At 42.6% G+C, this 22,736-nt stretch carries 22 protein-coding genes; 8 read left to right on the forward strand and 14 right to left on the reverse strand.

Annotation, left to right across the window (positions count from 1 at the left end; all coding sequences use genetic code 11):
* Nucleotides 1-205: 205 nt before the first annotated feature.
* The 6 genes from BMX56_RS15675 to BMX56_RS15700 all read right to left on the reverse strand — a co-directional run bounded on the left by BMX56_RS15675 (nucleotide 206) and on the right by BMX56_RS15700 (nucleotide 6,525).
* Complete coding sequence (locus BMX56_RS15675; protein WP_090649881.1) at nucleotides 206-1,384, reverse strand: acetyl-CoA C-acyltransferase; 1,179 nt, start codon at nucleotides 1,382-1,384, stop codon at nucleotides 206-208.
* A 196-nt stretch (nucleotides 1,385-1,580) separates the two neighbouring features.
* A complete protein-coding gene (locus tag BMX56_RS15680) occupies nucleotides 1,581-1,748 on the reverse strand; it encodes a type II toxin-antitoxin system antitoxin (protein ID WP_090649884.1) in 168 nt (55 codons plus the stop codon).
* Between the two features lies 1 nt (nucleotide 1,749).
* On the reverse strand, nucleotides 1,750-2,283 hold the full coding sequence (locus BMX56_RS15685) for a hypothetical protein (RefSeq protein WP_090649887.1): 534 nt from the start codon (nucleotides 2,281-2,283) through the stop codon (nucleotides 1,750-1,752).
* Nucleotides 2,284-2,287: 4 nt separating this feature from the next.
* Complete coding sequence (locus BMX56_RS15690) at nucleotides 2,288-3,145, reverse strand: SPFH domain-containing protein (protein WP_090649890.1); 858 nt, start codon at nucleotides 3,143-3,145, stop codon at nucleotides 2,288-2,290.
* 206 nt (nucleotides 3,146-3,351) lie between these two features.
* Entirely contained in the window at nucleotides 3,352-4,797 is a 1,446-nt protein-coding gene (locus BMX56_RS15695; protein WP_090649893.1) for a DUF5723 family protein, read from the reverse strand.
* Nucleotides 4,798-4,929: 132 nt separating this feature from the next.
* On the reverse strand, nucleotides 4,930-6,525 hold the full coding sequence (locus BMX56_RS15700; protein WP_090649895.1) for a hypothetical protein: 1,596 nt from the start codon (nucleotides 6,523-6,525) through the stop codon (nucleotides 4,930-4,932).
* Between the two features lie 85 nt (nucleotides 6,526-6,610).
* Here BMX56_RS15700 and BMX56_RS15705 point away from each other — a divergent pair, with 85 nt between their 5' ends.
* The 3 genes from BMX56_RS15705 to BMX56_RS15715 all read left to right on the forward strand — a co-directional run bounded on the left by BMX56_RS15705 (nucleotide 6,611) and on the right by BMX56_RS15715 (nucleotide 10,591).
* Nucleotides 6,611-7,006, forward strand: coding sequence for a DUF423 domain-containing protein (locus BMX56_RS15705; RefSeq protein ID WP_090649898.1), 396 nt, complete (start codon nucleotides 6,611-6,613; stop codon nucleotides 7,004-7,006).
* A 177-nt stretch (nucleotides 7,007-7,183) separates the two neighbouring features.
* Entirely contained in the window at nucleotides 7,184-9,673 is a 2,490-nt protein-coding gene (gene priA / locus BMX56_RS15710) for a replication restart helicase PriA (RefSeq protein ID WP_090649902.1), read from the forward strand.
* Between the two features lie 258 nt (nucleotides 9,674-9,931).
* The gene (locus BMX56_RS15715) at nucleotides 9,932-10,591 is read left to right on the forward strand and encodes a protein-L-isoaspartate(D-aspartate) O-methyltransferase (protein WP_090649907.1); all 660 of its coding nucleotides are present in this window, start codon (nucleotides 9,932-9,934) and stop codon (nucleotides 10,589-10,591) included.
* A 122-nt stretch (nucleotides 10,592-10,713) separates the two neighbouring features.
* Here BMX56_RS15715 and smpB read toward each other — a convergent pair whose 3' ends face one another.
* The 3 genes from smpB to BMX56_RS15730 form a co-directional block, all read right to left on the reverse strand.
* On the reverse strand, nucleotides 10,714-11,166 hold the full coding sequence (smpB, locus tag BMX56_RS15720) for an SsrA-binding protein SmpB (protein ID WP_090649909.1): 453 nt from the start codon (nucleotides 11,164-11,166) through the stop codon (nucleotides 10,714-10,716).
* Between the two features lie 169 nt (nucleotides 11,167-11,335).
* Complete coding sequence (locus tag BMX56_RS15725) at nucleotides 11,336-13,249, reverse strand: Nramp family divalent metal transporter (RefSeq protein WP_090649911.1); 1,914 nt, start codon at nucleotides 13,247-13,249, stop codon at nucleotides 11,336-11,338.
* Nucleotides 13,246-13,899: a metal-dependent transcriptional regulator gene (locus tag BMX56_RS15730; RefSeq protein ID WP_090649913.1), complete on the reverse strand. Its 654-nt coding sequence runs from the start codon at nucleotides 13,897-13,899 to the stop codon at nucleotides 13,246-13,248. Before BMX56_RS15730 ends, BMX56_RS15725 begins: the two co-directional genes overlap by 4 nt.
* Before the next feature lie 128 nt (nucleotides 13,900-14,027).
* Between BMX56_RS15730 and BMX56_RS15735 the strand changes: the two genes are divergently transcribed.
* Nucleotides 14,028-14,498 carry an Lrp/AsnC family transcriptional regulator gene (locus tag BMX56_RS15735; RefSeq protein WP_090649916.1) on the forward strand — a complete coding sequence of 157 codons (471 nt, stop codon included), beginning with the start codon at nucleotides 14,028-14,030 and terminating at the stop codon, nucleotides 14,496-14,498.
* An 85-nt stretch (nucleotides 14,499-14,583) separates the two neighbouring features.
* Here BMX56_RS15735 and ung read toward each other — a convergent pair whose 3' ends face one another.
* Nucleotides 14,584-15,261: a uracil-DNA glycosylase gene (ung, locus tag BMX56_RS15740; protein ID WP_090649919.1), complete on the reverse strand. Its 678-nt coding sequence runs from the start codon at nucleotides 15,259-15,261 to the stop codon at nucleotides 14,584-14,586.
* A gap of 73 nt (nucleotides 15,262-15,334) precedes the next feature.
* Between ung and BMX56_RS15745 the strand changes: the two genes are divergently transcribed.
* A complete protein-coding gene (locus BMX56_RS15745; protein ID WP_090649920.1) occupies nucleotides 15,335-15,883 on the forward strand; it encodes a hypothetical protein in 549 nt (182 codons plus the stop codon).
* A 76-nt stretch (nucleotides 15,884-15,959) separates the two neighbouring features.
* On the opposite strand, the gene BMX56_RS15750 is transcribed toward BMX56_RS15745, so the two are convergent.
* The gene (locus BMX56_RS15750) at nucleotides 15,960-16,175 is read right to left on the reverse strand and encodes a hypothetical protein (protein ID WP_090649923.1); all 216 of its coding nucleotides are present in this window, start codon (nucleotides 16,173-16,175) and stop codon (nucleotides 15,960-15,962) included.
* A 169-nt stretch (nucleotides 16,176-16,344) separates the two neighbouring features.
* Here BMX56_RS15750 and BMX56_RS15755 point away from each other — a divergent pair, with 169 nt between their 5' ends.
* Nucleotides 16,345-16,893 carry a hypothetical protein gene (locus BMX56_RS15755; RefSeq protein ID WP_090649925.1) on the forward strand — a complete coding sequence of 183 codons (549 nt, stop codon included), beginning with the start codon at nucleotides 16,345-16,347 and terminating at the stop codon, nucleotides 16,891-16,893.
* A gap of 188 nt (nucleotides 16,894-17,081) precedes the next feature.
* Here BMX56_RS15755 and BMX56_RS15760 read toward each other — a convergent pair whose 3' ends face one another.
* Together BMX56_RS15760 and BMX56_RS15765 are read right to left on the reverse strand one after the other, a co-directional pair.
* Nucleotides 17,082-17,426 (reverse strand): phosphoribosylpyrophosphate synthetase, encoded by a 345-nt coding sequence (locus BMX56_RS15760; RefSeq protein WP_090649927.1) that lies wholly within the window; start codon nucleotides 17,424-17,426, stop codon nucleotides 17,082-17,084.
* Between the two features lie 202 nt (nucleotides 17,427-17,628).
* A complete protein-coding gene (locus BMX56_RS15765; protein ID WP_090649930.1) occupies nucleotides 17,629-19,242 on the reverse strand; it encodes a hydrolase in 1,614 nt (537 codons plus the stop codon).
* 262 nt (nucleotides 19,243-19,504) lie between these two features.
* Here BMX56_RS15765 and BMX56_RS15770 point away from each other — a divergent pair, with 262 nt between their 5' ends.
* A complete protein-coding gene (locus tag BMX56_RS15770) occupies nucleotides 19,505-19,807 on the forward strand; it encodes a hypothetical protein (protein WP_090649934.1) in 303 nt (100 codons plus the stop codon).
* Nucleotides 19,808-19,989: 182 nt separating this feature from the next.
* Nucleotides 19,990-20,172, forward strand: coding sequence for a hypothetical protein (locus tag BMX56_RS30220; RefSeq protein ID WP_090649936.1), 183 nt, complete (start codon nucleotides 19,990-19,992; stop codon nucleotides 20,170-20,172).
* A gap of 343 nt (nucleotides 20,173-20,515) precedes the next feature.
* On the opposite strand, the gene BMX56_RS15780 is transcribed toward BMX56_RS30220, so the two are convergent.
* Nucleotides 20,516-22,681, reverse strand: a complete 2,166-nt coding sequence (locus BMX56_RS15780; protein WP_090650440.1) for a glycoside hydrolase family 3 N-terminal domain-containing protein — start codon at nucleotides 22,679-22,681, stop codon at nucleotides 20,516-20,518.
* Nucleotides 22,682-22,736 lie beyond the last annotated feature (55 nt).

Here is a 22,736-nt window from a genome sequence, read left to right on the forward strand (position 1 = left end):
AAGTTCGCGAATCCGCCGTGCCTACCTGTGACATCCAATTTCCTGTCATCCTGAGGTACGAAGGATCTATCAGCTATGCATGACCGCTAAAAAGTTGGCGAATAGCTTCGTTCCTCAGCATGACAGTCTTTTATTTTTGAATGTCATCTTCCCTTCAATATTTCGCAAAATTTCATCACCTGCTATACACTGGTATTTAAACCTACTAACGTAAATTTTCGATAACCATTGCGCTGCCGCCGCCGCCGCCGTTACAAATTCCGGCGGCCCCCAATTTGCCCTGGTTTTGTTGTAATACGTTAATTAAGGTAACAATGATTCGCGCACCCGATGCACCCAGCGGGTGGCCTAATGAAACCGCACCGCCATTTACGTTAACTTTTGCGGGGTCGAGCTTCAACAATTGATTGTTAGCGATGGCTACAACAGAGAAGGCCTCGTTTATCTCGAAAAAATCGATTTGATCTGATGACAAACCAGCTTTGTGTAATGCTAATGGGATGGCCTTTGATGGGGCGGTGGTAAACCATTCCGGCGCCTGCTGTGCATCGGCATATGCTAAAATACGGGCCAGCGGTTTAATGCCCAGTTCATCAGCCTTTTCACGGCTCATTAATACTAAAGCCGCCGCGCCATCATTTAGTGTTGATGCATTGGCAGCCGTTACAGTGCCATCTTTTTTAAATACGGGCTTTAATGAAGGGATTTTGTCAAACTTAACGGCTTTAGGTTCCTCGTCATCTGTAAACATCGTGACATCGCCTTTTTTATCTTTTAGTTCAACAGGGCTTATTTCATCCTTGAACTTGCCAGCTGCCTGGGATTTTTGTGCGCGATTGTATGATTCAATGGCAAATGCATCCTGGTCTTCGCGGCTGATGTTGCAATCAACGGCGCAAAGTTCGGCTGCCGAGCCCATGTGGTAATCATTATATACATCCCAAAGGCCATCTTTTACCAGGCCATCAATAATTTGCCCGTTGCCTAAGCGATAGCCGTTGCGGGCTTTATCTAAGTAATAAGGTACGTTGCTCATGCTTTCCATTCCCCCGGCAACCACAATGTCGTTTTGGCCAAGGGCGATGCTTTGCGCAGCAAGCATAATAGCTTTCATGCCCGAAGCGCAAACTTTATTAACCGTAGTGGCAGGTAAATAGGGTAGGCCGGCAAATATAGCTGCCTGGGTAGCCGGCGCCTGGCCTAAATTGGCCGACATTACATTACCCATATAAACTTCTTGTATCTGATCTGGTTTTAACCCGGCCTTTTCAACTGCCGATTTGATAACCTGCGCCCCAAGTTGCGTGGCGCCTACAGTGGCTAAGCTGCCACCGAAACTGCCAATAGGCGTACGGGTGGCGGCTACTATAACTACTTCTTTCATGTGTCCCTCATTAAAATTGGTAGCGCAAATTTAGTTATTTTGAGGAGAGTTAAAAGCTATGCATGCATAATAATTGGTTCATGGCGTATTGTTCATGGTTCATGGATAATAGTTCATTGCCGGGTTACTTATATTTATTAAAATGCCGGCCGTGCGCCATTAATTTACCCCTTTCGGCCATGAACCATGAACTAAATCAATCGCCCTTTTTCTTCTTCGCCCCTTTTTTACGTGTAAGCAGTGCCTGTTGCATCAGGTATTCTATTTGCCCGTTGGTGCTTCTGAATTCTTCGGCAGCCCAGGCTTCCAGTTCCTTTAATACATCGGGATTAATGCGTAATACAAATGCCTTTTTCTCAGCCATATCAACTCCCCGCCGCGGCAGCGGCCTGCGCTTGTTTTATCAAAATTAAATTTACCCCCAAAAGTACAAGCAACGGCATATCAGGAATGCTTTTCAGCTTATCCAGGTCTATCGATACTTCAAATGGCTTTTTAAAGCCCCACACAGCGGTTTTTACACTTAAAATGTCGCCATATTGATCGTTTGTTAAGCTAAACGTGCGGGTAAAAAGCTTCTTGTAGGCATACACAGCTTCAAAGCCATTGTTCATGCTCAGTTTTACCTTACGGGATAATATCTCGGGGGTTATAGCACCCAATTCTATTTCGTTAGCATCTTTTATCAATAAAGTGCGGCTAAAAATGGCCTTGCGTTTTATAATCCATGTTTTTTGTGCCGACTCCAATATCATCGTGGTTTTCCAGATGTTGCCATAGCTTAGTTTGCCATAGCTAAACTGCCCGTCACTAAGTTCAAACGATGGCCTGAAAAAGCCATTTCTGATGATGACAAGCTGGTTGGTGCGCAGCTGGTCAAAACTTCTGAATAGGTCCATGTTATTAATGATATAAAGTGCCTGTGTTTACAACGGGGTTAACGCTTCTGTCGCCGCATAATACAACCAGCAGGTTGCTTACCATGGCCGCCTTTTTTTCTTCGTCAAGCTCTACAATGTTTTTTTCTGACAGCTTGTTCAGCGCCATCTCCACCATGCCTACAGCGCCTTCAACAATAAGCCTGCGGGCGGCAATAATAGCCGATGCCTGTTGTACCTGTAACATAGAGTGCGCAATCTCGGGTGCGTAGGCCAGGTGCGAGATCCTTGCTTCCAATACTTCAATGCCGGCGCGATCGAGCCTTTCATTTAATTCTTTTTCCAGCAAAAGGCTTACCTGCTCGGCACCTCCGCGTAACGTAATGGTGGCGGTTTCGTCCTCCAGGTTATCATAAGGGAACGAATTGGCCAGGTGCCTTACGGCAGCTTCGCTTTGTATGTTTACATACTGGATATAATTTTCGACCGCGAATACGGCGCTGGCAGTGTCCTTTATCTGCCACACAATAACAGCAGCAATTTCAATAGGGTTGCCAATGCTGTCGTTTACTTTTAATTGCTGCCCGTTAAGGTTAAATGCCCTTAACGAAACTTTTCTTTTTACGGTAAAAGGGTTTACCCAAAAAAAGCCGTCTTTTTTTACGGTACCCACATATTTACCAAAAAGGGTAAGCACTTTTGATTCGTTGGGGTTTACTATAACCAGCCCGGGCAGTATGAAAATAAAACCCAGTATACCTAATATGGAACCTATTGGCTCTTCGCCAATAAATAAGCAAACGGCAGCTACGGCCAATACAACAAGCAGTAAGGCAAAAGCCGCAAAGCCAGATGGTGGATTGATGGTTTTTTCGGAGTCCATGGTGATTTATTTTGATTTTAAAATGATATCACAAAGATATCATAATTAAAATCAAAAAATCAAAAAAAACAGGCAAATAATTAACAGTCCGAGGATTAACGACGGAATATCAATTTAACAAAGCTGTATCGAGCTCGGTTAACGATGAAAATTAATGTAACAACAAATAAGTGAAGTATCTTGATTATAGCTTCCTGGCTCTTTTTTTAATTGCCTGTTTTAAACAATCGTCCCCAAAGCCTGCCAAAGAAACCTTTTTCGCCCATAGGGATGTAGCTTGAATTCATGGGGTGCTCAATTACGGCACCAAATTTCAACGAAAAACCCAGAAATATATCCATACCCGAGTAGGTGCCAATATGATCTATTTGTGTTTGGTTGCCCAGCGCGGCAAAAGCAAGCCTGCCCGTGTTAATAAGCCTCTCGGAGCCTCCGTAAACTTCAAAATTGGGGGTTTTATACATCAGTTGGGCGCCTAAGTTAAATAACTTCATATCATCGTAACTGGCAGTAATTGTGGCGGTATAATTTTGATACTGCACATGGTTAACCAATGCAGCAGTAAACCCGGTAAACCAAAACTCTTTGGAGCCAATTAGGGTTGGCGTGTATTTAAAATTATTGTCGTAGTCTATCCAATATGTTTTTGATGCGCTCAATTCGCCCCTGGCATTTGTTTTTGTGGTAAATGAGCCAATTTTTGACATCGCTTCGGTGCTTCGGAACAGCTTAATTACTGCGTTGTAAATGCTGTCTTCCCGCCGGCCTGACCCTAATCCGGTGATGGTTGTAGTGTTATCAAAATCAGCGGCAAGCGAACGGCTGCTCCAATGGATAAAACCTAAATCTTTAATATTGGCCTGTATGGTTATTTTATCGTCGGTTATATACGATGTTCCAATGGTTATAGAGGCACCCGGGTTTCGAAAGGTAGGCAGGTAATCATGTGCAGATGGCTGGCCTGGTATGTAGCTTGAATAATAGCGGCCGCGCATGCTTAGGGTTGCTGCGTTGTTAACCGAATCAAACACTGCGTGCGAACCTGTAATATCAAATTTTGAGTATTTTATACCTAACAGCGCACTCAGTTTAAAACCAAAGGCAAACTGCTTATTAATCCGTTCGCGGTACGAATAGCTGATCTGGTTATAAGTTTGCATTTGAAAATGATCGTTAAAAATATCGTCGTAAGGATTGTCTTTAAAATTACGTACATCGTCAAACAAAGCAATCGTTTCATCAGATACAAGGCCGCGGCTTTCTGCTTTTAATTGGTATGAGAAGCCCATTTCCACATCGCCGTTAAGGCTGGTGAATGATTTAAGCATAATGCCATAAGCATTTACATTAGCATTAAAGTGGTTGTACTTGCTTTTACCGATTTGAAGTGCGTTTGCTTTGTACTTGGGATCGGAAGCAAATAAACGGTTTTTAAGTGCCTGCTGTACATCTCCCGTTACGTAAGCATTGGCATTAAAGTTGGGTATGAAAAAATTAAATGCATATTGCCTGCTTGAGTCGGGTATAAATGATCTTACCGATGGGTTTTCGAACGAATCATAAAGCGTGCCAGTGTTATACTGAGAAAATTGCTGGGCCGAGGCCGAGAAAGAAATGAGCAAAAAGAAAAAAACGATGTAAATTTTATTCATATTATATCTCGCGAGCCTTAGTCCGTTTTGATTTTTTAAAGATAAAATTCAAAACTGGTTATCTGTAAAAAAGGGTAAAATAATCAAGCTTTTTAACGCATTTTGGCATAAATTGGTTGTGAACCCGCCAAATTAATTTTTTTTAGTAAACGCCGCGGTGTCAATATTGTTTATTTTCATGCAAAAATTAGTGTAAAAGTTCTTGTCAGACGCTGTAAATTGATAAGCCGCCCCGTAAAAATCTTTCCAGCCGGGGTGGTTGTTTTCAAAGGCGTCATAAAATGGGTTTTTAAGGTCGCGCTTTAATATCGGCTGTGCGTTTTTAAAGTTGATAAAAAAAGCAACATTGCTTCGCTCGGCCAGCAAATTGTCAAACTCGTTATACTGCCCGGTTTTGCTGATGAATTTACGGTTGATATAGGTATCGGTATAGCTGCTTAGTTCTGATGGCGACGCAGCCAGCACCAGGTAGTTATCTATGACCATGAAATAAGGTTTTCTGAAAATGCTAAAAGCATCGCCCAGTAAAAAAAAAGGTATTTTTTCGTAATTAAACTGCCCTATACCATCGCTTACCATGGTGCTGATATTAGTCATCAAAGGCAATAGCTTTGATCCATCTTTAACCGAAATAATGGCAAACTTTTCCTGGTACCGGGTTGTCACCACCGCAAATTCATTACTTAATAAGGGCTCAAATTCGTTTTTTAACAACAGGCCGGTTTCCTGTTTAATTTTACCGAAAAGCTTATCCTTTTCGGCGTTTACGCCTGCCTTAAAGTGCCATTGGGACAAATCGGCTTCAAATTTTTGCGGGTCGGATACGGCAAAGCAAATGCTATAGGCCGTAGTTGCGGGGAACATATCTTTCAAGCGATTGTCAACAGGCTGCTGCTTGGTAAACAGGTTTAAATAGCTATAGTTGTGATTGTTTAAACTGGTTATCCCGTTAAACATTAAAGCGTCGTTTTTATAATTTATGCTCAGGGCGGCAACGGCCGGCAATAAACGGAAGCTTTTGAAAATATCGGTATTATTGTTTTTAAAAACCTCATCAAACAGGGGCGACAACTGGCCGTAATTGATGTATAAGTTGGCCAGCGAGTTGGCGTTTTGCTGATCGGGCAGAGGGACAAATATGGTTTTGCTTTTGTCGCTTTTGTATAATGCGCTTAAATCTATCAACGCTTTTGAAAAACTGCCTACAAAAATATTATCTTCTTTTTTAATGATATAAAAATGCTTGTTGATACCTTTTATCAAAATATCGTATTCGGGCCCGATAGCATTGTGGTTAATAGTAATTGAAAGCGCACCTTTTGATTGCCCCGTTATCTGGTTAAATGAGTTTGGATCAAAACCAACAGATGCCGTTGTGGTTATCAATAATCCTATATCGCCGGTATCTGACGGATGAACGGAGATAAATACATTTTGGCCCGAAAAAAACTGATCAGACAGCGGGGACAACATAAGCAACCTGCGTATGGTATCCAAATCGCTTAATTTTTGTTTGCCAACAGTTGCGGCTAACAGCTGGTTGCCATTAAAAATATCATAAAAGCCTTTTTCGTTGTTAAATTCAAACACTGCAACCGCGTTATCTGGAATGCTTTGCATTACCTGGTTATTGCGTACCCCTGGCGGGTTTAAATTTTTAAAATATACAACCGTTATAAATACAGTGGCAGCCAGTAAAATTATGGTGGTTACTATCAGTCGTCTCATAGCAGTTTGCTTTACAAAGATAGAATTTTACCCTGCGGCATTAAAGTAATACTTTCAATTGGTTAACTTAGCTTTTTATATCTGCATGAACAAAAAAATAATCGTCACCGCTTCGCTTTTAGGAATGCTCGCTGTAATAACCGGTGCTTTTGGGGCGCATGGGCTTAAAGCAGTTTTGCAACCCAGCCAGTTAGAGGTTTGGCACACTGCCGTACAATATAATTTTTACCACGTATTTGCCCTGCTTTTTCTATCTACCTTTAAAGAGTCAAAGGGGAAGCTGATTAAAGCCGCTTATTACCTGTTTACCTTCGGGATAATATTTTTTTCGGGGTCATTATACCTGTTAAGCTGCCGCAGTATCATAGGCTGGAGCTGGTTGATATACATGGGCCCGGTAACACCATTGGGCGGCTTGCTGTTTATTTTAGGCTGGCTGATGATGGCGATAGCTGCCTTGGGCGATAGGGAAATTAAATAAGAATCAAGAGTTAAGAATCAAGAGTCAAGACGGAAAATTGGTAACCATTTTTGAATTCTAACTCTCGATCAATTTTAACATGCAAAATTTAAAAGTTCACCATCAGGGATTTAGACGGGAAATAGACCAGCGTTGTCTTAATTCTTGACTCTTAATTCTTGACTCTGCTAAAAACAAATGTTAGAGTTTACCGAATTTGAGCACACTGATCGTAAAACGCTTTTTGTAGAGGTGATTTTGCCGCTGTCTATCTCAAAAAATTACACTTACCGCGTACCTTTTGAACTGAACGATGCTATTGCCATTGGCAAAAGGGTAGTGGTGCAGTTTGGTAAAAGCAAGCTTTATACTGCAGTTGTTAAACACATCAGCGAACTGGCGCCTGAAAAATACGAGGCCAAGTATATTATTGACATATTGGATAACCTGCCGGTGGTTACGCCCCACCAATTGCATTTTTGGCAATGGGTGGCCGATTATTATATGTGCAACGTAGGCGAGGTAATGAATGCTGCACTGCCCGCGGCCTTGAAACTGGCCAGCGAAACCAAAATAGAACTTAATAAGGAATTTGATATAGACCGGAGCGCGCTGCACGACAAGGAGTTTTTGATTGTGGAGGCGCTGGATATTCAGCCTGAATTAACCATCAGCGACATTGCTAAACTGTTAGGTCAAAAAACGGTTATGCCTATTTTGAAGCTGATGTTTGAGAAAAACCTCATCCACATCAGCGAAGAAGTAAGTGAGCGTTACAAGCCCCGTAAACGTACTTTTATTACCCTAAATCCGGTTTATAACAATCCCGATAACCTTCGCGAACTATTTCCGATACTGGAAAAACGCGCGCCTAAACAAGCTGATGCCTTGCTGGCATACATCAAACTATCGCGTACCCAAAAGGCTGTCACCAAAAATGAACTGATTGAGGAGAGCGGGGCTGGAGAATCGAGCATAAAATCGCTTATAGAAAAAGAAATTTTATTCGCGGTTGAAAAAAATGTAAGCCGGCTTCATTTTGAGGAAGATTTGGATGCCATTACCAACTTTGACTTAAGCGGGCAACAAACGGAAGTGCTGGAAAGCATAGGGCGGCAATTCCTCGAAAAAGATGTTACGCTGCTTCACGGAGTAACTTCGTCTGGTAAAACGCAGCTTTATATCAGGCTGATAGAGGAGATGATGCGCAACGACAGGCAGGTGCTTTACCTGTTGCCCGAGATTGCGCTTACCACCCACATCATAGAACGGCTGCGCATCTATTTTGGCGCCGACATTGGTGTGTACCACTCCCGTTTTAATGATAATGAGCGGGTAGAGGTTTGGCAAAAAGTACTCAACAACGATTATAAGGTGATATTGGGTGCCCGGTCATCCCTGTTTTTGCCCTTTAATAATCTTGGGTTGATTATTGTTGACGAAGAGCACGAAACATCGTACAAACAGTTTGATCCTGCTCCCCGTTACAACGCCCGTGATGCTGCCATATTTTTAGCCAACATGCATCATGGCAAAGTTTTGTTAGGTTCGGCTACGCCATCATTTGAAAGTTATCATAATGCGAAAACCGGAAAATATGGTTTTGCAGAACTTACCGAGCGTTTTGGAGGGGTAGAGTTGCCTGATGTGGAAGTTGTGAGCATCGCTACGGAAACGAAGCAAAAGACAATTCAATCGCATTTTACCAGCGTGTTGATGGCCGGTATAACCGAAGCATTGGCTAATAAAGAGCAGGTTATCCTGTTTCAGAACCGGCGTGGCTATGCCCCGGTGCTCATGTGCAAAATTTGCGCCTTTACGCCCAAATGTATCAATTGCGATGTAAGCCTTACTTATCATAAAAGCAGCGGCAAGCTGCATTGCCATTACTGCGGTTATAAGGAAGATTCGCCATCTATTTGCCCGGCCTGCGGATCAACACACCTGGAATACAAGGGTTTTGGTACCGAAAAAATTGAGGATGAATTAAGCCTGCTGTTGCCCGATGCCCGTATTGCCCGTATGGACCTGGATACCACGCGTGCACGCAATTCGCTGCAAACCATATTGAATGACCTGGAGGAAAAAAAGATAGATATACTGGTAGGTACCCAAATGGTAGCCAAGGGGCTCGATTTTAGCGACGTTACCTTAATCGGGATCATCAATGCCGATAGCCTGCTCAAGTTTCCGGATTACCGCGCCAATGAGCGCAGTTTCCAGATGCTTGCCCAGGTAAGCGGCAGGGCAGGCCGCAGGGGCAAGCAGGGAAAGGTGGTGATACAAACTTATGATCCGTTCCATCGCGTTATTAAACAGGTAATTGCTAATGATTACAGCGATTTGTACTACACAGAAATGGCCGAGCGTAAAAGCTTCAAATACCCGCCGTTCTACCGTATTATTAATTTAGATATCAAGCATAAAAACCCCGAAATACTGTATAACCAGTCGGTTTACCTGGCTAATGAGCTACGTAAACATTTCGGCGAAAGAGTAATTGGTCCCGAGTCGCCGTTGATTAGCCGCATTCGTAATTTTTATATCAAATCCATCATGTTAAAGTTTGAGAAGGATGGGATTTCGATTGTAAAGGCAAAGGCGATACTAAAGGATGTGATTGTGCAGTTTCAAACCACTAAGCTGAGTAAAGGGAGTATTGTACAGCCGGATGTTGATCCCTACTAAATAATGTTTCCATTTTGTCATTCTGAGCGGTAAAATCCACGGATTCTGAAGGGAAGATAACACTAAAAAATAAAAGACTGTCATCCTGAGGTACGAAGGATCTATTCACGAACTTTTCTATCAGTCATGCACGACTGATAGATCCTTCGTACCTCAGGATGACAAACGGGAAATTTACTGGTTAACACATAAGTGTTTACGATTTGCTGTTCAATCCCTCTCCCAAAATCACCAAAATCCTGCTAACTTTACTGTGTAATGGCTCAAAAGTACATCGATAATTATCGCGAAAAAGGTGCCCGTAAGCGGCTGGTTGATTTGTTGGAGAAAAAGGGCATCCAGGACAAGGAAGTGTTAAAAGCAATTGGTACCGTACCCCGCCACTATTTTTTTGCCGAAACTTTCTGGAACCAGGCCTACAAAGATATCGCATTCCCGATAGGCGAGGGGCAAACCATTTCACAACCTTATACCGTAGCCTATCAAACAGAGTTATTGCACATCCGCAAGGGCGATAAGGTGCTGGAAATTGGAACAGGATCGGGTTATCAAACCTGTGTTTTGTTAGAGATGGGCGCTACCGTTTACACCATCGAACGGCAGGAAAAACTCTACGAAAAAACAAAATATGTATTACCCGAAAAGATGGGTTATAAAGCCAACTTTTTTTGCGGCGATGGCTCTATCGGCATAGCGAAATATGCCCCTTACGATAAAATTATTGTAACCGCCGGCGCACCCACAGTACCCGATGTGTTATTAAAACAATTGAAAATTGGTGGTATTTTGGTAATCCCCGTAGGCGACGAAGACACCCAAAAAATGGTAACCATCCTAAAAGTGGCTGAGCATGACTATGAAAAAATTGTGCTGGATACCTTCAGGTTTGTGCCGCTGGTAGGGGATAAGGCCTGGTAATAAAAATTTCGGAATTGGGATGTTCGATTTCGGATTTTTAAATTGAGATTTGATTTAAATTTAGAATAATACATTTTCTAAATCCGAAATCGAACATCTGAAATCCCAAATCCCAAATCAAGTTACCTTTTCATCGCCCTGTCCATTTCAATTTTGGTATCACGCTCTTTCATAGTATCCCGCTTATCAAAGGTTTTTTTACCTTGTGCTAAACCGATTTCCAGCTTGGCAAAACCGCGTTCGCTGATGAATAACGCAAGGGGGATAATGGTTAATCCTTTTTCTTCACCGCGAGTGAGCAGTTTTTTGAGCTCCTTTTTGTTTAGTAGCAGCACGCGGTCGCGTTTGGCTTCATGGTTGTAGAACGAGCCGTACGAGTATTCGGATATGTGCAGGTTACGCACATATAGCTGCCCGTTAATGAAAGTACAAAATGCATCATTAATATTGGCCTTGCCTTCGCGAATGGATTTAATTTCGGTACCCAGCAATTTTATGCCGGCCGTGTATTTATCCAGTACGTGGTATTCAAAGTAAGCTTTTTTGTTTTTGATGTATATTTTATCCTCGGCCATTGTATCCTGATGTAAAGCTTGCAAACTTACAAAAAAATAACCCGCTCTCTATCTTACTTAAATAGCGAAAGCTTTTGCTGGTTTTTATTAAATCCTCCTCTGAAGGGGAGGATTATTCGCAATTTTATTTTTAATAGGCGCTCATGAAAGCTCCGCTATTTAGGTTGGGTTACCCTTTTTGTGGCTTCACAATCAACACCGGCACATTAACCTTATGCCGTACTGAATTTACTGTTGTTCCAAATATCAGGTCTTTTAAAGCTTTGTGGCCGTGCGAGCCCATCACAATAAAATCTATCCCGTTTTTGTTCACAATATCGGCAATGGCATCTGCCGGGTTACCAAAGCCAATCTCACCTTCGGCCTTGTAGCCTAAATTTTTCATAACCTGCACGTATTTATCCAGGTTGTCAAAATCGCTTTGGGTTTCGTTGTCCATTACCTGGCCGCCGTAATAACGGGCCCCGGCGGTTTCTACTACGTGTATAAGGGTATAGGTAGCGTGTATGCCTCCCTGCATAATGGCATGGCGCATACAATCATTATCGTTTTTCGAAAAATCGATGGTGATGGCCAGGTGTTTATATATAACAGCGTCCAGCTCGTTAATGGAATTTGCAATACCATGCGGCACGTAGATAGGTTTATCGGTATGTTTATAAAGCATCGGTCTTAAAAATACATAAACCAGCAACAATGCTATCCCGATAACTATTGGTATAACAAAAATATAAATGTATAAATCAGCTTGTGGGTTGCCTTTCAGCCAATCGCCAATTTGGTCATAAACCAGTTTGGCATTAAGGCCAACTATAAGTATTGCGCTTGCCCAGGCTAATATTTTTACTTTAAGGCTGATGGCGAAATTTCCCATCCGCTTTTTATCGGATGTGAAGTGGATTAACGGAATTACCGCGAAACCAAGCTGAAGGCTTAATACCACCTGGCTTAAAATAATCAGGCTGCCCAAAGCATCTTCTCCGAAGTATATGATGGTGAATACTGCCGGTACTATAGCTAATACCCGCGTAAGCAATCGCCGAAGCCATGGTTCAATACGCAGGTTAATATGGCCCTCCATAATGATTTGGCCAGCAAGGGTACCAGTAATGGTTGAACTTTGCCCCGATGCAATAAGGGCGATAGCAAACAATACGGGCGCTATACGGCCAAATATGTGTTCCAGCAGTTTGTAGGCATCCTGTATTTCGGCAACTTGAAAATAACCGTTTTTAAAAAAAGCGGTAGCCGCCAGGATCAATATGGCTGCGTTTACAAAAAAAGCAAGGTTTAGCGCGATGACGGTATCAAACAGGTTGAATTTTATGGCCGATTTAAAGCCCTCTTCGGTACGGGTAATTTTTCGGGTTTGTACCAGCGACGAGTGCAAGTAAAGGTTATGTGGCATTACCGTAGCACCTATAATGCCAATAGCGATGTATAACATCTGTTGGCTCACCGCATCATTTTTAAACAGATTGCTGGGGATAAACCCCTTTGCAACATCCAGTACCTGCGGCCCAACAATAAACATCTCTACCAGGAACGAAACGCCGATGATGAAGATCATTGATATAATAAAACCTTCCAGCTTGCGCATGCCTTTGTTCATCAAATAAAGCATCAGCACAGTATCAGTTATAGTAAGCGATACACCCCAGATGAGTGGCAAATGAAATAATAACTTTAGGCCAATGGCCATACCGATGATTTCGGCCAGATCGCAGGCTATAATGGCAACCTGGGCCAATATATACAGGCAAAAATTTACAAAACGAGGGTAGGCATTCTTAGAGGCCTGTGCCAGGTCCAGCCCACGCACTATGCCCAGCCGGGCGGCCAGCGATTGTAGTAACAAAGCAATGAGATTTGAAGCAAACAAAACCCAGATGAGTTTATAACCAAAGGCGCTGCCTCCGGCAATATCGGTTGCCCAGTTGCCGGGATCCATGTAGCCCACGCTAACCAGGTAGGCCGGGCCTAAAAAGGCCATAATTTTACGCCACCCGGTTAAACTCTCGGGGTTAACCGAACTGTGTACGTTACCTAAAGAATGATTATCATTTGTATTGTTTTTGCTCATAGGGCTATCAGTAAATTATTGGCAACCTCGCGGCTGATGTGTACTTCTTTATCTGTATCGAGCTTTAATGCCACCGAATGATCATATTCGATGATATCGGTAATGGTTATTTTTTTGCCAATGGTAAGCTGCTGCTTTTCCAGGTATTGTAAGAATGGCGATGTATGATCACGTACTCCCGAAATAACCCCGCAATCGTTAATTGTTAATGCCGAAACCGGCTTAAGCTCGGCCGATTTAAATTTGCCGTTGCAATCTGGTATCGGGTCGCCATGCGGGTCGTGCTTTGGATGGCCCATAAATTCGTCGAGCCGGTCAATTAATTCTTCCGAAGAGATGTGTTCCATTTCTTCGGCCATATCATGTACCTGGTCCCATTTAAAGTTCAACTTCTCAACCAAAAAATACTCCCACAGCCTATGCTTACGAATAATGCCAATGGCTATCCTCTCGCCTGCAGCCGTAAGACTTACGCCCTGGTAACGGGTATAGTTAATCAGGGCTTTATCTGCCAGCTTTTTCAGCATATCTGTTACCGATGAAGCCTTGGTATTTAATGATGCTGCAATTTGATTGGTGCTGGCCATTCCGGCGCCTGTTGCCAGGTGGTAAATGCATTTTAAATAGTTTTCCTCGGCTAACGTGTTCATTTATACAAATCTAATAAAAAATTTAGACTAATCTAAAATATGAAGAGTAGAGAAATATATTTTTGTTTTACTCGTTTTAATTAAAATTTAATTTCGTGAAATGCGGAATATATTATATTTGCAACACTATGGGCGCTGAATTAGATAAAATAGACTTACAGATACTAAAGATATTACAGGAAAATGGAAGGATAACCAACCTTCAATTGTCCAACGAAATTGGCCTTTCGCCGGCACCAACGCTTGAGCGTGTGCGTAAGCTGGAAAATGCCGAATACATTAAAAGTTATCATGCGCTGGTTGATGAAGAAAAACTGGGCCTGGGTATTAAAACTTTTATCCAGATTTCGTTGGATTTTCATCAAAAAAACACCATCCAAACTTTTTTAGATGAGATAAAAAACATCAAAGAAGTAACCGAGTGCCATCACGTAACCGGCCAGTGCGATTTTTTACTGAAGTGCTACGTGCGCGACATTAAATCATACGAGCAATTAATCATGGAAAAAATAAGCCGCATTACGGTTGTAAAAACTTTCCAAACCATGATGATCATGTCGACCAGTAAAAAGGAGCCGATAGTGCCGCTGGAATACTAATTAATTTGAGAATTTGAAGATTTGAGAATTTGAAAATTATTTAACGCCGACCATTTTCAAATCTTCAAATTCTCAAATCTTCAAATTACCTGATTTGCCAATCAATCTCTTTCTTACCTTCTTTCCTCAATATCTCATTTGTTTTTGAGAATGGCTTGCTGCCAAAAAAGCCCCTGTCGGCCGAGAAGGGGGATGGGTGGGCGCTTTTGATGATGAAGTGCTTTTTGTCATCAATAAGTGCTGCCTTTGATTGGGCGAAGGCTCCCCAGAGTATAAATACGATACCTTGTTTTTTATCGGATATGGTTTTGATAACCTCGTCGGTAAATTCTTCCCAGCCCTGTTTTTGGTGCGAGCCTGGTGTGCTTGCCCTAACGGTTAACGTGGCGTTCAATAGCAATACGCCTTGCTTGGCCCATTCTTCCAGGTTGCCGTGTGTTGGGATGGTAAAGCCCGGGATATCGGTTTTTAATTCCTTGTAAATATTGGATAACGACCGCGGGATAGCAATCCCTTTTTGTACCGAAAATGATAGCCCGTGTGCCTGGTGTGCGCCGTGGTAAGGATCCTGGCCCAGGATAACCACTTTAACATCATCAAAATGAGTGGTATTAAAGGCGTTAAAAATGTCGGCGTTTTTGGGGTAAACTATTTGTCCCGATTCTTTTTCCTTTAGCAGAAATTGTTTCAGTTTTACCATGTAAGGTTTGTCAAATTCGGGTTGTAAAACTGCCTGCCATGATGGGTCTAATGAATTAGCCATAAATATTTTTATAGATGTTGATTTAGCGTACAAATAAACAGATATTTGCGCTTAATATATAGTAAAGCAAATTATGTCAAATATCGTTCGGTTAGTAGTAGCGTGTGTATTCTTTGGCGCAGCCGTTGCGCTTTGTGCTTTTAGCTTTTGGGGCTGGGGGATTTTAGTATTGTTATTTGGTGGCATTGTACTGTTAAGTTTCTTTTTTAACGAAAACATGATCCTGGCGCAATATTTTTTGCGCAAAGAGAATTCTGAAAAAGCTGAGACCTGGTTATTGAAAATTACCGACTATGAAAAGCAATTACATAAGAATCAGCACGGTTATTATAACTTGCTGATCGGTTTGATCGAATCGCGCAAAGCGCCGATGAAATCTGAAAAATATTTTAAGAAATCATTGCAACTGGGCATGAAAATGTCGCACAATATTGCATTGGCTAAATTGAGCCTGGCAGGTATCTCGATGGCAAAACGCAACAAACGCGAAGCGCAGATGTATTTATCTGAAGCATCAAAAGACGATAAGAATAAATTACTTACCGAACAGATAAAAATGATGAAAGGCCAGTTGGCCCAAATGGATAAACAGGTAGTAAGAGGCGGATATCGCCAGTTTTAATCCGGATTATAAATAGATGCAATAAAATCAAAGGAAAAAAGATAAAAAATAAAAGAGACCCAAAACCGGGTCTCTTTTATTTTTCGTCAATAGCGCTAAAATAGTCGGCTGTGGCGGAGTGGTTTTGATAAGGGTGGATTATACGGTCGCTATAAGAAAACTCGCTTTCGTCGCTTGGGTTGGCCACTTCAACCATCTTTAATAAACTCCTGATGAACGACAGGTTGAAATTGCTCCTGTTTAGCTTTATCAGGTATTCGTTTTCGGTGATTTCAAGAATTGAATTGGTCATGGTGTTTTGTATATTATTGTTTATTACAATTATAATGAAATAATATTAAGTTACAAGTTGTATTTGCTTTAAGCTTTCATTAACAAATTGTTATGGGTATCACTTTTTTTATTTGGTGGACTTAAGCTTTATCATATATTTATAAAAGTGTTTTTATCTTTATAAGTAAATGACCAAATCTGAACTAATCAAGCAAATAGCCAATATTATTGGCAAGCCCAAAGTGCTTGAGCTAAGCCGGATATTGAAGGCGCAGCAATTTGCATTGCATGATTTGATCGATATTACTTTTCACCCCGATAAAGCTATCGCCTTTAGGGCCGTGTGGATCCTGGAAAACGTTTTTTTAACCGAACCGGAAAGTTATCTTAACGATCTGCACTATATGATCTCGCGGTTCGGTGAAGTGAGACATCCTGGATGCCAGCGTCATTATGCAAAAATAATAATGCACATTACTGATGCAAACACCCCGGAGTCGTTACAATTAAAGCTTCAGGAAATCAATTTTGAACCAGTGGTTGAGCAACTGTTTGACTGGATGATAAACCCCAGGGCAAAGGTTGCTGTGAAAATATTTGCAGCTTATGCCTTATTCAATTTAAAGGATTCATTCCCCTGGGTTAAAGAAGAACTTACCGCTCAAATGGAATTTTTAATGCGTAACGGCAGCGCAGCCATACAAGCAGGCGGGAAAAAAATATTGAAGAGCTTGTAGATGTGCAGATTTCAGATGTGCAAATTTCAGATTTCAGATGTGCAGATGATTGAGCTGCGGATGTGCAGGTATGCCACGGATTCCAGATGATGAGCTTTAGGATGTACAGATGTGCAGATGATTATCAGAAGACTTCATTTGCACATTTGAAATCTGCACATCTGAAATTTGCACATCCGCATATCTAATTACGCATGCGGTCTGTCCTCTCCGTGCAAATTATGGCTTACCTGGCCGTGACGTAGCTTAGCATGTATGGCAGATGAACTATCGTCGGCATAGGTGCCATAGGCATTCACCAATACGCCTTTTAGCTTATATTTTGGTGATGACACCGCATATACTATAGACATATCATCGGGATTGCTGGCGCCTTCAAAACGGTAAAACTCGTCAATTATAAAATCGTCGGCACCCATATGAATTGCCTGGGCTTTATCATCTATGGTGTCGCCTTCGAGGCTAAGGTTAGCTGTATATCCCCGTTTGAAAAGATCATTGGTGGCATCAAGTAAGCTTTCGTAATTTTTCATGATGGTGATGTTTTGTTTAAGTAATAGCAATTGACAATGCGTGTATTTGTGTAACCAATGAACTATTGATGTTGTTTTGATTTAATGAATAATAAGAGTCCTTTGAGCACTATACAAAACAAAATGTCTCATTACATTTAAGTAACAAGACATTTTGTTTATTTAAGGTACTTCCTTTTTGAAGAGGTTTAGGTGAGGCTAATTACTGCGCCTTAGCCAGCCACAGCGAAGCGTTTAAATGCAAAGCAGGGTGCGAAGTATACCCCGATGGCGCATCGCCCGACCAGCCGTTAAATAAGCTGTCGTTAGTATCGCCTGTGCCGTCATCGGCAGGTGAGCTATCACCAATAAATACAATCCTGCCGCTGCCGTATGTTGCTAAAAGCGCCATTGCATTGGCAGTACCGCCATTAGTATCACTGTTGCGCCAGAATAAGCCCTGTACGCTTGAATTATTTGCAGGGTACAAGGTAGCGGTTGAACCGTTATAGAAAGCCAGTTTTGAAGCCGTACCGGCCGCGCCGTTTAATACTATCTGCGCATTGGTATTGGTGCCTGTATAAACGTTGGTTGAAGGCCCTTCGCTGATATCAACATAATTGATATTGAAACCAAAAGGATTGTTGTTATTGATGCCGTTGTTGGTCATCAAATCGTTCCAGACACGGGGCGAATCGTAACCATCGCCATCCCTGTCAGACGGGTTGTAGCCATTGGCATCGGTACCGGCAGTTGTAGCCGCGGTGTGGTCGGCTATCATAAATAAGCCGCCACCGTTGGCAACAAAGTTCATTAAAGCGGTTTTTTCTGCAGCAGTGAATAAACGGTTAGGCTCAACAACCACAAATACATCATAATTGCTCAAATCCTGCGCGTTTGCTGTACCATAGGTAATGGTCGATCCGCTTGGCAATGATTCTACCAACTCGCCGCGTTTCACCAGTTCAACAGCCCATGACGAAATAGCGCCTTTCCAATAGGTTTCCGCAGTACTTGATGTTATGCCTGTATAAGATGGGGTAGGGATACTTTGGGCTTTTGTTTCTACAGTGGTACCACCGGTGTAAATTGGTACACTTTCAGTGCCATCGGCATCAATCTGCCAATCGGCGCTGCCTGCATTTTCCAAATGACTTGCATCAAACAGGAATTTTTTGCCTGTAAGTACAGTGCCGCCACCACCGGTGCCTCCATTATCGTTTATGGTAATGTCATCAATATCTATACGGTTTGTACTACCGCTTAGTTTGCGGATTTCTATACGCGCCGTGCCGGTTACACCGGTGATTGTAAAAGTTGATAAGGTTAAGGTTGTAGTACTGGTAATGGTTGATCCGGCCTGTGTCCAGCTGCTACCGCCGTTTACAGAGTAAAACAGTCCCCATGTGCTTGCGCCATCGGTGCCGTAAGTACCGCTTTTTACGGTAACGGTGCTAATGCCGGTAGTAACATCAAACAACATGGTAATTTTACCGGTATTACGGATGCGTGCTGCCCACGAGCCCGCTTTTAAATCGCCCGATAAGTTGCCAATTAAGGCATCATACAAATTCCATGAGTTGCCCGATAGTGTAACGTTGTCGCCGCTGCTTGAGCCTGTAGGCGATACATCATAAGCCGTTTTAGGGCTGGTTGCTCCTACTTCGAAGCCCTGGGTAAGTGATACCGCCTGGATTTTAAGTTTTGTTACCGATGCTGTTTGGTTGTCGGCAGCATTTTGAACCGGTTGGTTTGCATTTTTTTGACAGCCTGAAGCCAACGCTCCGGCCAAAGCTAAGGCAGCAAAAAGCAGCCTCGGATTTGTAAATTTTAGCATAGTGTGTTTTTTAGGTGATTAATGTATAAGTATATGTTTATTAACTGCGTGTCAAACTTGGTGATTATTATGTAATTAACTATTGCTAATATATTAACTTATTGTTAAATATGGTTGATTGGGTTGGATTGATTGGGTGAGTGGTTGATTAGGTTGATTGAGTTAGGTTAGGTTGTTTATCTTGAATTTCGCCAGATATTACAACCTGCCTGTTTTTAGTTGGCCCGACGCGCATTTAAGTTATCATTTACTATATTTATCCATGCTTAACCACGAAATCTTAATCAGCATAAAAAACAAGGCCAGGCATGGGTTGCTGGCGTTTACTTTGTTGTTGAGCTTTTTTGCAATTTCGGGTTATATAAACAATAACCGATTGGCAACAGGGCCAGTGAATAACGAAGCCCTGGCGGTTAGAGAAACTGCAGGCCGGATGGGGATAACCTACAAAAGGGCTGCCCTGGCTTTTTGTAGCAGAACCGCTGTTCATTTAACTGTAAAAAAAAACCGGCCACCCGGATTTCTGTTTATAATAAAATCATTGCCGGTAGATATGTGCATTTAAAGCATCTTTTTTTAGTGCATAAAAGCATTGCCAATTTTCAATTTATCCTGCTTTGGTATCCTGTCGATCAGGAATATCCCGCTATCGCTTAGTGCCTTCCTGTTTATCCATTTAATGGAATAAGTAAAAATTTCTTACCCGCCTAACACGTCTCGGCGTTTGTTGAGCATATTGCTATATGCATGAAAAAGCTAAAAAAGCTCCTCAGGCTTGTTTGCTTGAGCCTGTTTTTATTATTGGCTGTAACTGGCATCTCTATTGCTGGCGCAGCCCCCATACTTGCCAAAAACGAAGAACGTTTTAATAATAACGAAACCCTTGTTGAAATGGTTGATGAAAAGAAGGAGGATGAGGAGAAGTTGTGAGTTTCGGATTTCGAGTTTCGGGTTTCGGGTTTCGGGTTTCGGGTTTCGAGTTTCGAGTTTCGAGTTTCGAGTTTCGAGTAAATTGGCGAACAAGGTAGGCAATTCTGAAAATTCTTGAATTCTGTAAATTCTGATTCTGACAAATTTGCGTTGGATTAGCGTGGATACCGGCCAACGAGCGTAATGTCTGCAGGAGTATGAACAAAAATCCCGGGCCGCAGGCAACACCAGGGAAAAGAATCAAGAAAACTTTGTCTTGGCAAGCGATCAGACTCCAAACAAAAATAGCCACCCTGAAAGCCGGGCGGCTATTTTTAATGTCTTAGTTATTACCGACTACTTCCTATTTACCAGTTATCTTAAAGCTGGCACTTAGCTTTTCGTCGGCCGAGTTACTGCCCATAATCAGCTTATAATCCCCCGGATAAAGCTTCCAGCCGTGCTTTTGCAAATCCCATTTTTGTAACTCCTTAACCGGTACTTTTATGGTTACCAGTTGCTCGTTTCCTTTGCCAACACTTACTCTTTTAAAGCCTTTCAGCTCTTTAACCGGCATCCTGTCTAAATTTGGATATTTAATATAAGCTTGTACAACTTCATCGGCGTCCATATTGCCCGTGTTTTTAACTTTAATAGTTATACTAATGGTATCTTTGGCCGCATATTGCTTGGCCGGTGCGGAAGCGGCCTCGTAACTAAACGAAGTATAGCTTAAGCCAAACCCGAATGGATATTGTACAGCGCCACCAAAGTAGCGGTAGGTACGGCCTTTCATGCTATAGCTGGTATATTCCGGTAAATCCTTAACCGAATTATAAAACGTAAGCGGCAGGTGGCCCGACGGGCTTATCTTTCCAAAAACAACGTCTGCCAAAGCGTTTCCGCCTTGTTCGCCGGGGTACCACGCGTAAATAATGGCATCGGCATATGGCGCTATCGCGGCCACATCTACATCGCTGCCGGCAGTTATTACAGCAATGATAGGTTTCTTTACACCCTTACGCAATTCTCTCATAAAGGCTATTTCGCTTGCAGGCAGGCTCAGCGTCTTTTTGTCGCCGCCAGATTCAGCCAGAAAAGCATCCCCGGCTTCGCCTTCCAATACGGGCGATAAGCCTATTACGGCGATGGTTACATCGGCATTGCCTGCACCCCAGATACCGCCAAAATGGGTAGTGTCGCGATAATCGCAGCCCAGGTCATATTCTACACGGGTACCCTTATCTACATTGGCGGTAATGCCCTCTACAAAGTTTACTACTTTGCTGCTCACACCATGGTAACTGCCAACCATCGCATCTAAAGCGGCCGCATTAGGGCCTAATACCATAAAGCTGGTGTATTGGCCTTGTTTAAACGGGAGTATATTGTTATCGTTTTTTAGCAATACCATACTTTGTTGCGCAACCTTACGGGCAAGCGCAATATGAGCATCGTTGTGGATGCTATCGGCACCGTAATTTTTAAATGGAGCCGCACCGCCATCGTCAAAAAAGCCTAATTTGAACTGGGTTTTTAAGATACGGGATAGTGCTACATCAACTTCTTTTTCTGTTAACAGCTTTTGCTGTACAGCCTTCACCAGGTCGCCCTGGAAAACCGACGAACAATCCAGGTCGATACCGGCCTTGATGCCCGCGGCCGCCGTTTCAACAGCTGTCGGGATGGTTTTGTGAGCTAAAAAAACATCGTCAAGTGCACCGCAATCTGTAACTACATGCCCTTTAAAGCCCCATTCGTTCCTTAAAATATCTGTTACCAGGTTTTTATTTACAGAGTTTGGTACGCCGTTGATACTGTTATAAGCTGTCATCACAGATTCTACACCAGAGTTTACCAATGCGCGGAATGCATACAGGTACGTTTCGCGCATGTCTTTTTCATCAACAATAGCATCAAAGGAATCGCGGGTAGCTTCGGGGCCGCTATGCGCTGCAAAATGTTTGGCGGTAGCAGCCGCCTTCAGGTAACGGCTGTCTTTGCCCTGCATCCCGTGTACAAATGCCGATCCTATGTGCGCGGTCAAAAACGGGTCTTCGCCATAGGTTTCCTGCCCGCGTCCCCATCGTGGATCGCGAAAGATGTTGATGTTGGGTGTCCAAAAGGTGAGGCCCATATACTGCAAACGGCGCCCTAATGATGTGGATAAGTTGTATTTGGCCCTTGCCTCGGTCGAGATCGCATCGGCCACGGAATCAACCAGTTTTTCATTAAACGTTGCCGCCATACCAATGGCCTGCGGAAATATGGTGGCATCGCCGGCGCGTGCCACGCCGTGTAGACCTTCGTTCCACCAGTTGTAAGCAGGTATATCTAAACGTGGTACTGCCTTGCTCCTGTAGCCCAATAAGGATACCTTTTCTTCTAATGTTAATTTAGCTATCAAATCCTTTATTCTTGTATCAATCGATTGCGAAGCATCTTTATAAATAGGCGTATTTTGCGCCAAGGTAGGTAACGACGATAGTATTAACGCGCAGCCCGCTAAATAGGCAGCACTTTTTTTCATGATGGTATGTGTAATATATTTCATTAGAAGGCAGATATTTATGAAGATAGATGAG

Origin of the sequence: Mucilaginibacter sp. OK283 (assembly GCF_900110415.1) — a bacterium.
GTDB lineage: Bacteria > Bacteroidota > Bacteroidia > Sphingobacteriales > Sphingobacteriaceae > Mucilaginibacter.

Bases quoted from the DNA above. Each gene is read 5' to 3' on its own strand.
- BMX56_RS15770 (WP_090649934.1), top strand. From the start codon at position 19,505: ATGCTTAACCACGAAATCTTAATCAGCATAAAAAACAAGGCCAGGCAT.
- BMX56_RS15690 (WP_090649890.1), bottom strand. From the start codon at position 3,145: ATGGACTCCGAAAAAACCATCAATCCACCATCTGGCTTTGCGGCTTTT.
- smpB (WP_090649909.1), bottom strand. From the start codon at position 11,166: ATGGCCGAGGATAAAATATACATCAAAAACAAAAAAGCTTACTTTGAA.
- BMX56_RS15745 (WP_090649920.1), top strand. From the start codon at position 15,335: ATGTCAAATATCGTTCGGTTAGTAGTAGCGTGTGTATTCTTTGGCGCA.
- priA (WP_090649902.1), top strand. From the start codon at position 7,184: ATGTTAGAGTTTACCGAATTTGAGCACACTGATCGTAAAACGCTTTTT.
- BMX56_RS15750 (WP_090649923.1), bottom strand. From the start codon at position 16,175: ATGACCAATTCAATTCTTGAAATCACCGAAAACGAATACCTGATAAAG.
- BMX56_RS15685 (WP_090649887.1), bottom strand. From the start codon at position 2,283: ATGGACCTATTCAGAAGTTTTGACCAGCTGCGCACCAACCAGCTTGTC.
- BMX56_RS15725 (WP_090649911.1), bottom strand. From the start codon at position 13,249: ATGAGCAAAAACAATACAAATGATAATCATTCTTTAGGTAACGTACAC.
- BMX56_RS15680 (WP_090649884.1), bottom strand. From the start codon at position 1,748: ATGGCTGAGAAAAAGGCATTTGTATTACGCATTAATCCCGATGTATTA.
- BMX56_RS15695 (WP_090649893.1), bottom strand. From the start codon at position 4,797: ATGAATAAAATTTACATCGTTTTTTTCTTTTTGCTCATTTCTTTCTCG.
- BMX56_RS15700 (WP_090649895.1), bottom strand. From the start codon at position 6,525: ATGAGACGACTGATAGTAACCACCATAATTTTACTGGCTGCCACTGTA.
- BMX56_RS15715 (WP_090649907.1), top strand. From the start codon at position 9,932: ATGGCTCAAAAGTACATCGATAATTATCGCGAAAAAGGTGCCCGTAAG.
- BMX56_RS15765 (WP_090649930.1), bottom strand. From the start codon at position 19,242: ATGCTAAAATTTACAAATCCGAGGCTGCTTTTTGCTGCCTTAGCTTTG.
- BMX56_RS15735 (WP_090649916.1), top strand. From the start codon at position 14,028: ATGGGCGCTGAATTAGATAAAATAGACTTACAGATACTAAAGATATTA.
- BMX56_RS15755 (WP_090649925.1), top strand. From the start codon at position 16,345: ATGACCAAATCTGAACTAATCAAGCAAATAGCCAATATTATTGGCAAG.
- BMX56_RS15705 (WP_090649898.1), top strand. From the start codon at position 6,611: ATGAACAAAAAAATAATCGTCACCGCTTCGCTTTTAGGAATGCTCGCT.
- BMX56_RS15760 (WP_090649927.1), bottom strand. From the start codon at position 17,426: ATGAAAAATTACGAAAGCTTACTTGATGCCACCAATGATCTTTTCAAA.
- ung (WP_090649919.1), bottom strand. From the start codon at position 15,261: ATGGCTAATTCATTAGACCCATCATGGCAGGCAGTTTTACAACCCGAA.
- BMX56_RS15780 (WP_090650440.1), bottom strand. From the start codon at position 22,681: ATGAAAAAAAGTGCTGCCTATTTAGCGGGCTGCGCGTTAATACTATCG.
- BMX56_RS15730 (WP_090649913.1), bottom strand. From the start codon at position 13,899: ATGAACACGTTAGCCGAGGAAAACTATTTAAAATGCATTTACCACCTG.
- BMX56_RS30220 (WP_090649936.1), top strand. From the start codon at position 19,990: ATGAAAAAGCTAAAAAAGCTCCTCAGGCTTGTTTGCTTGAGCCTGTTT.
- BMX56_RS15675 (WP_090649881.1), bottom strand. From the start codon at position 1,384: ATGAAAGAAGTAGTTATAGTAGCCGCCACCCGTACGCCTATTGGCAGT.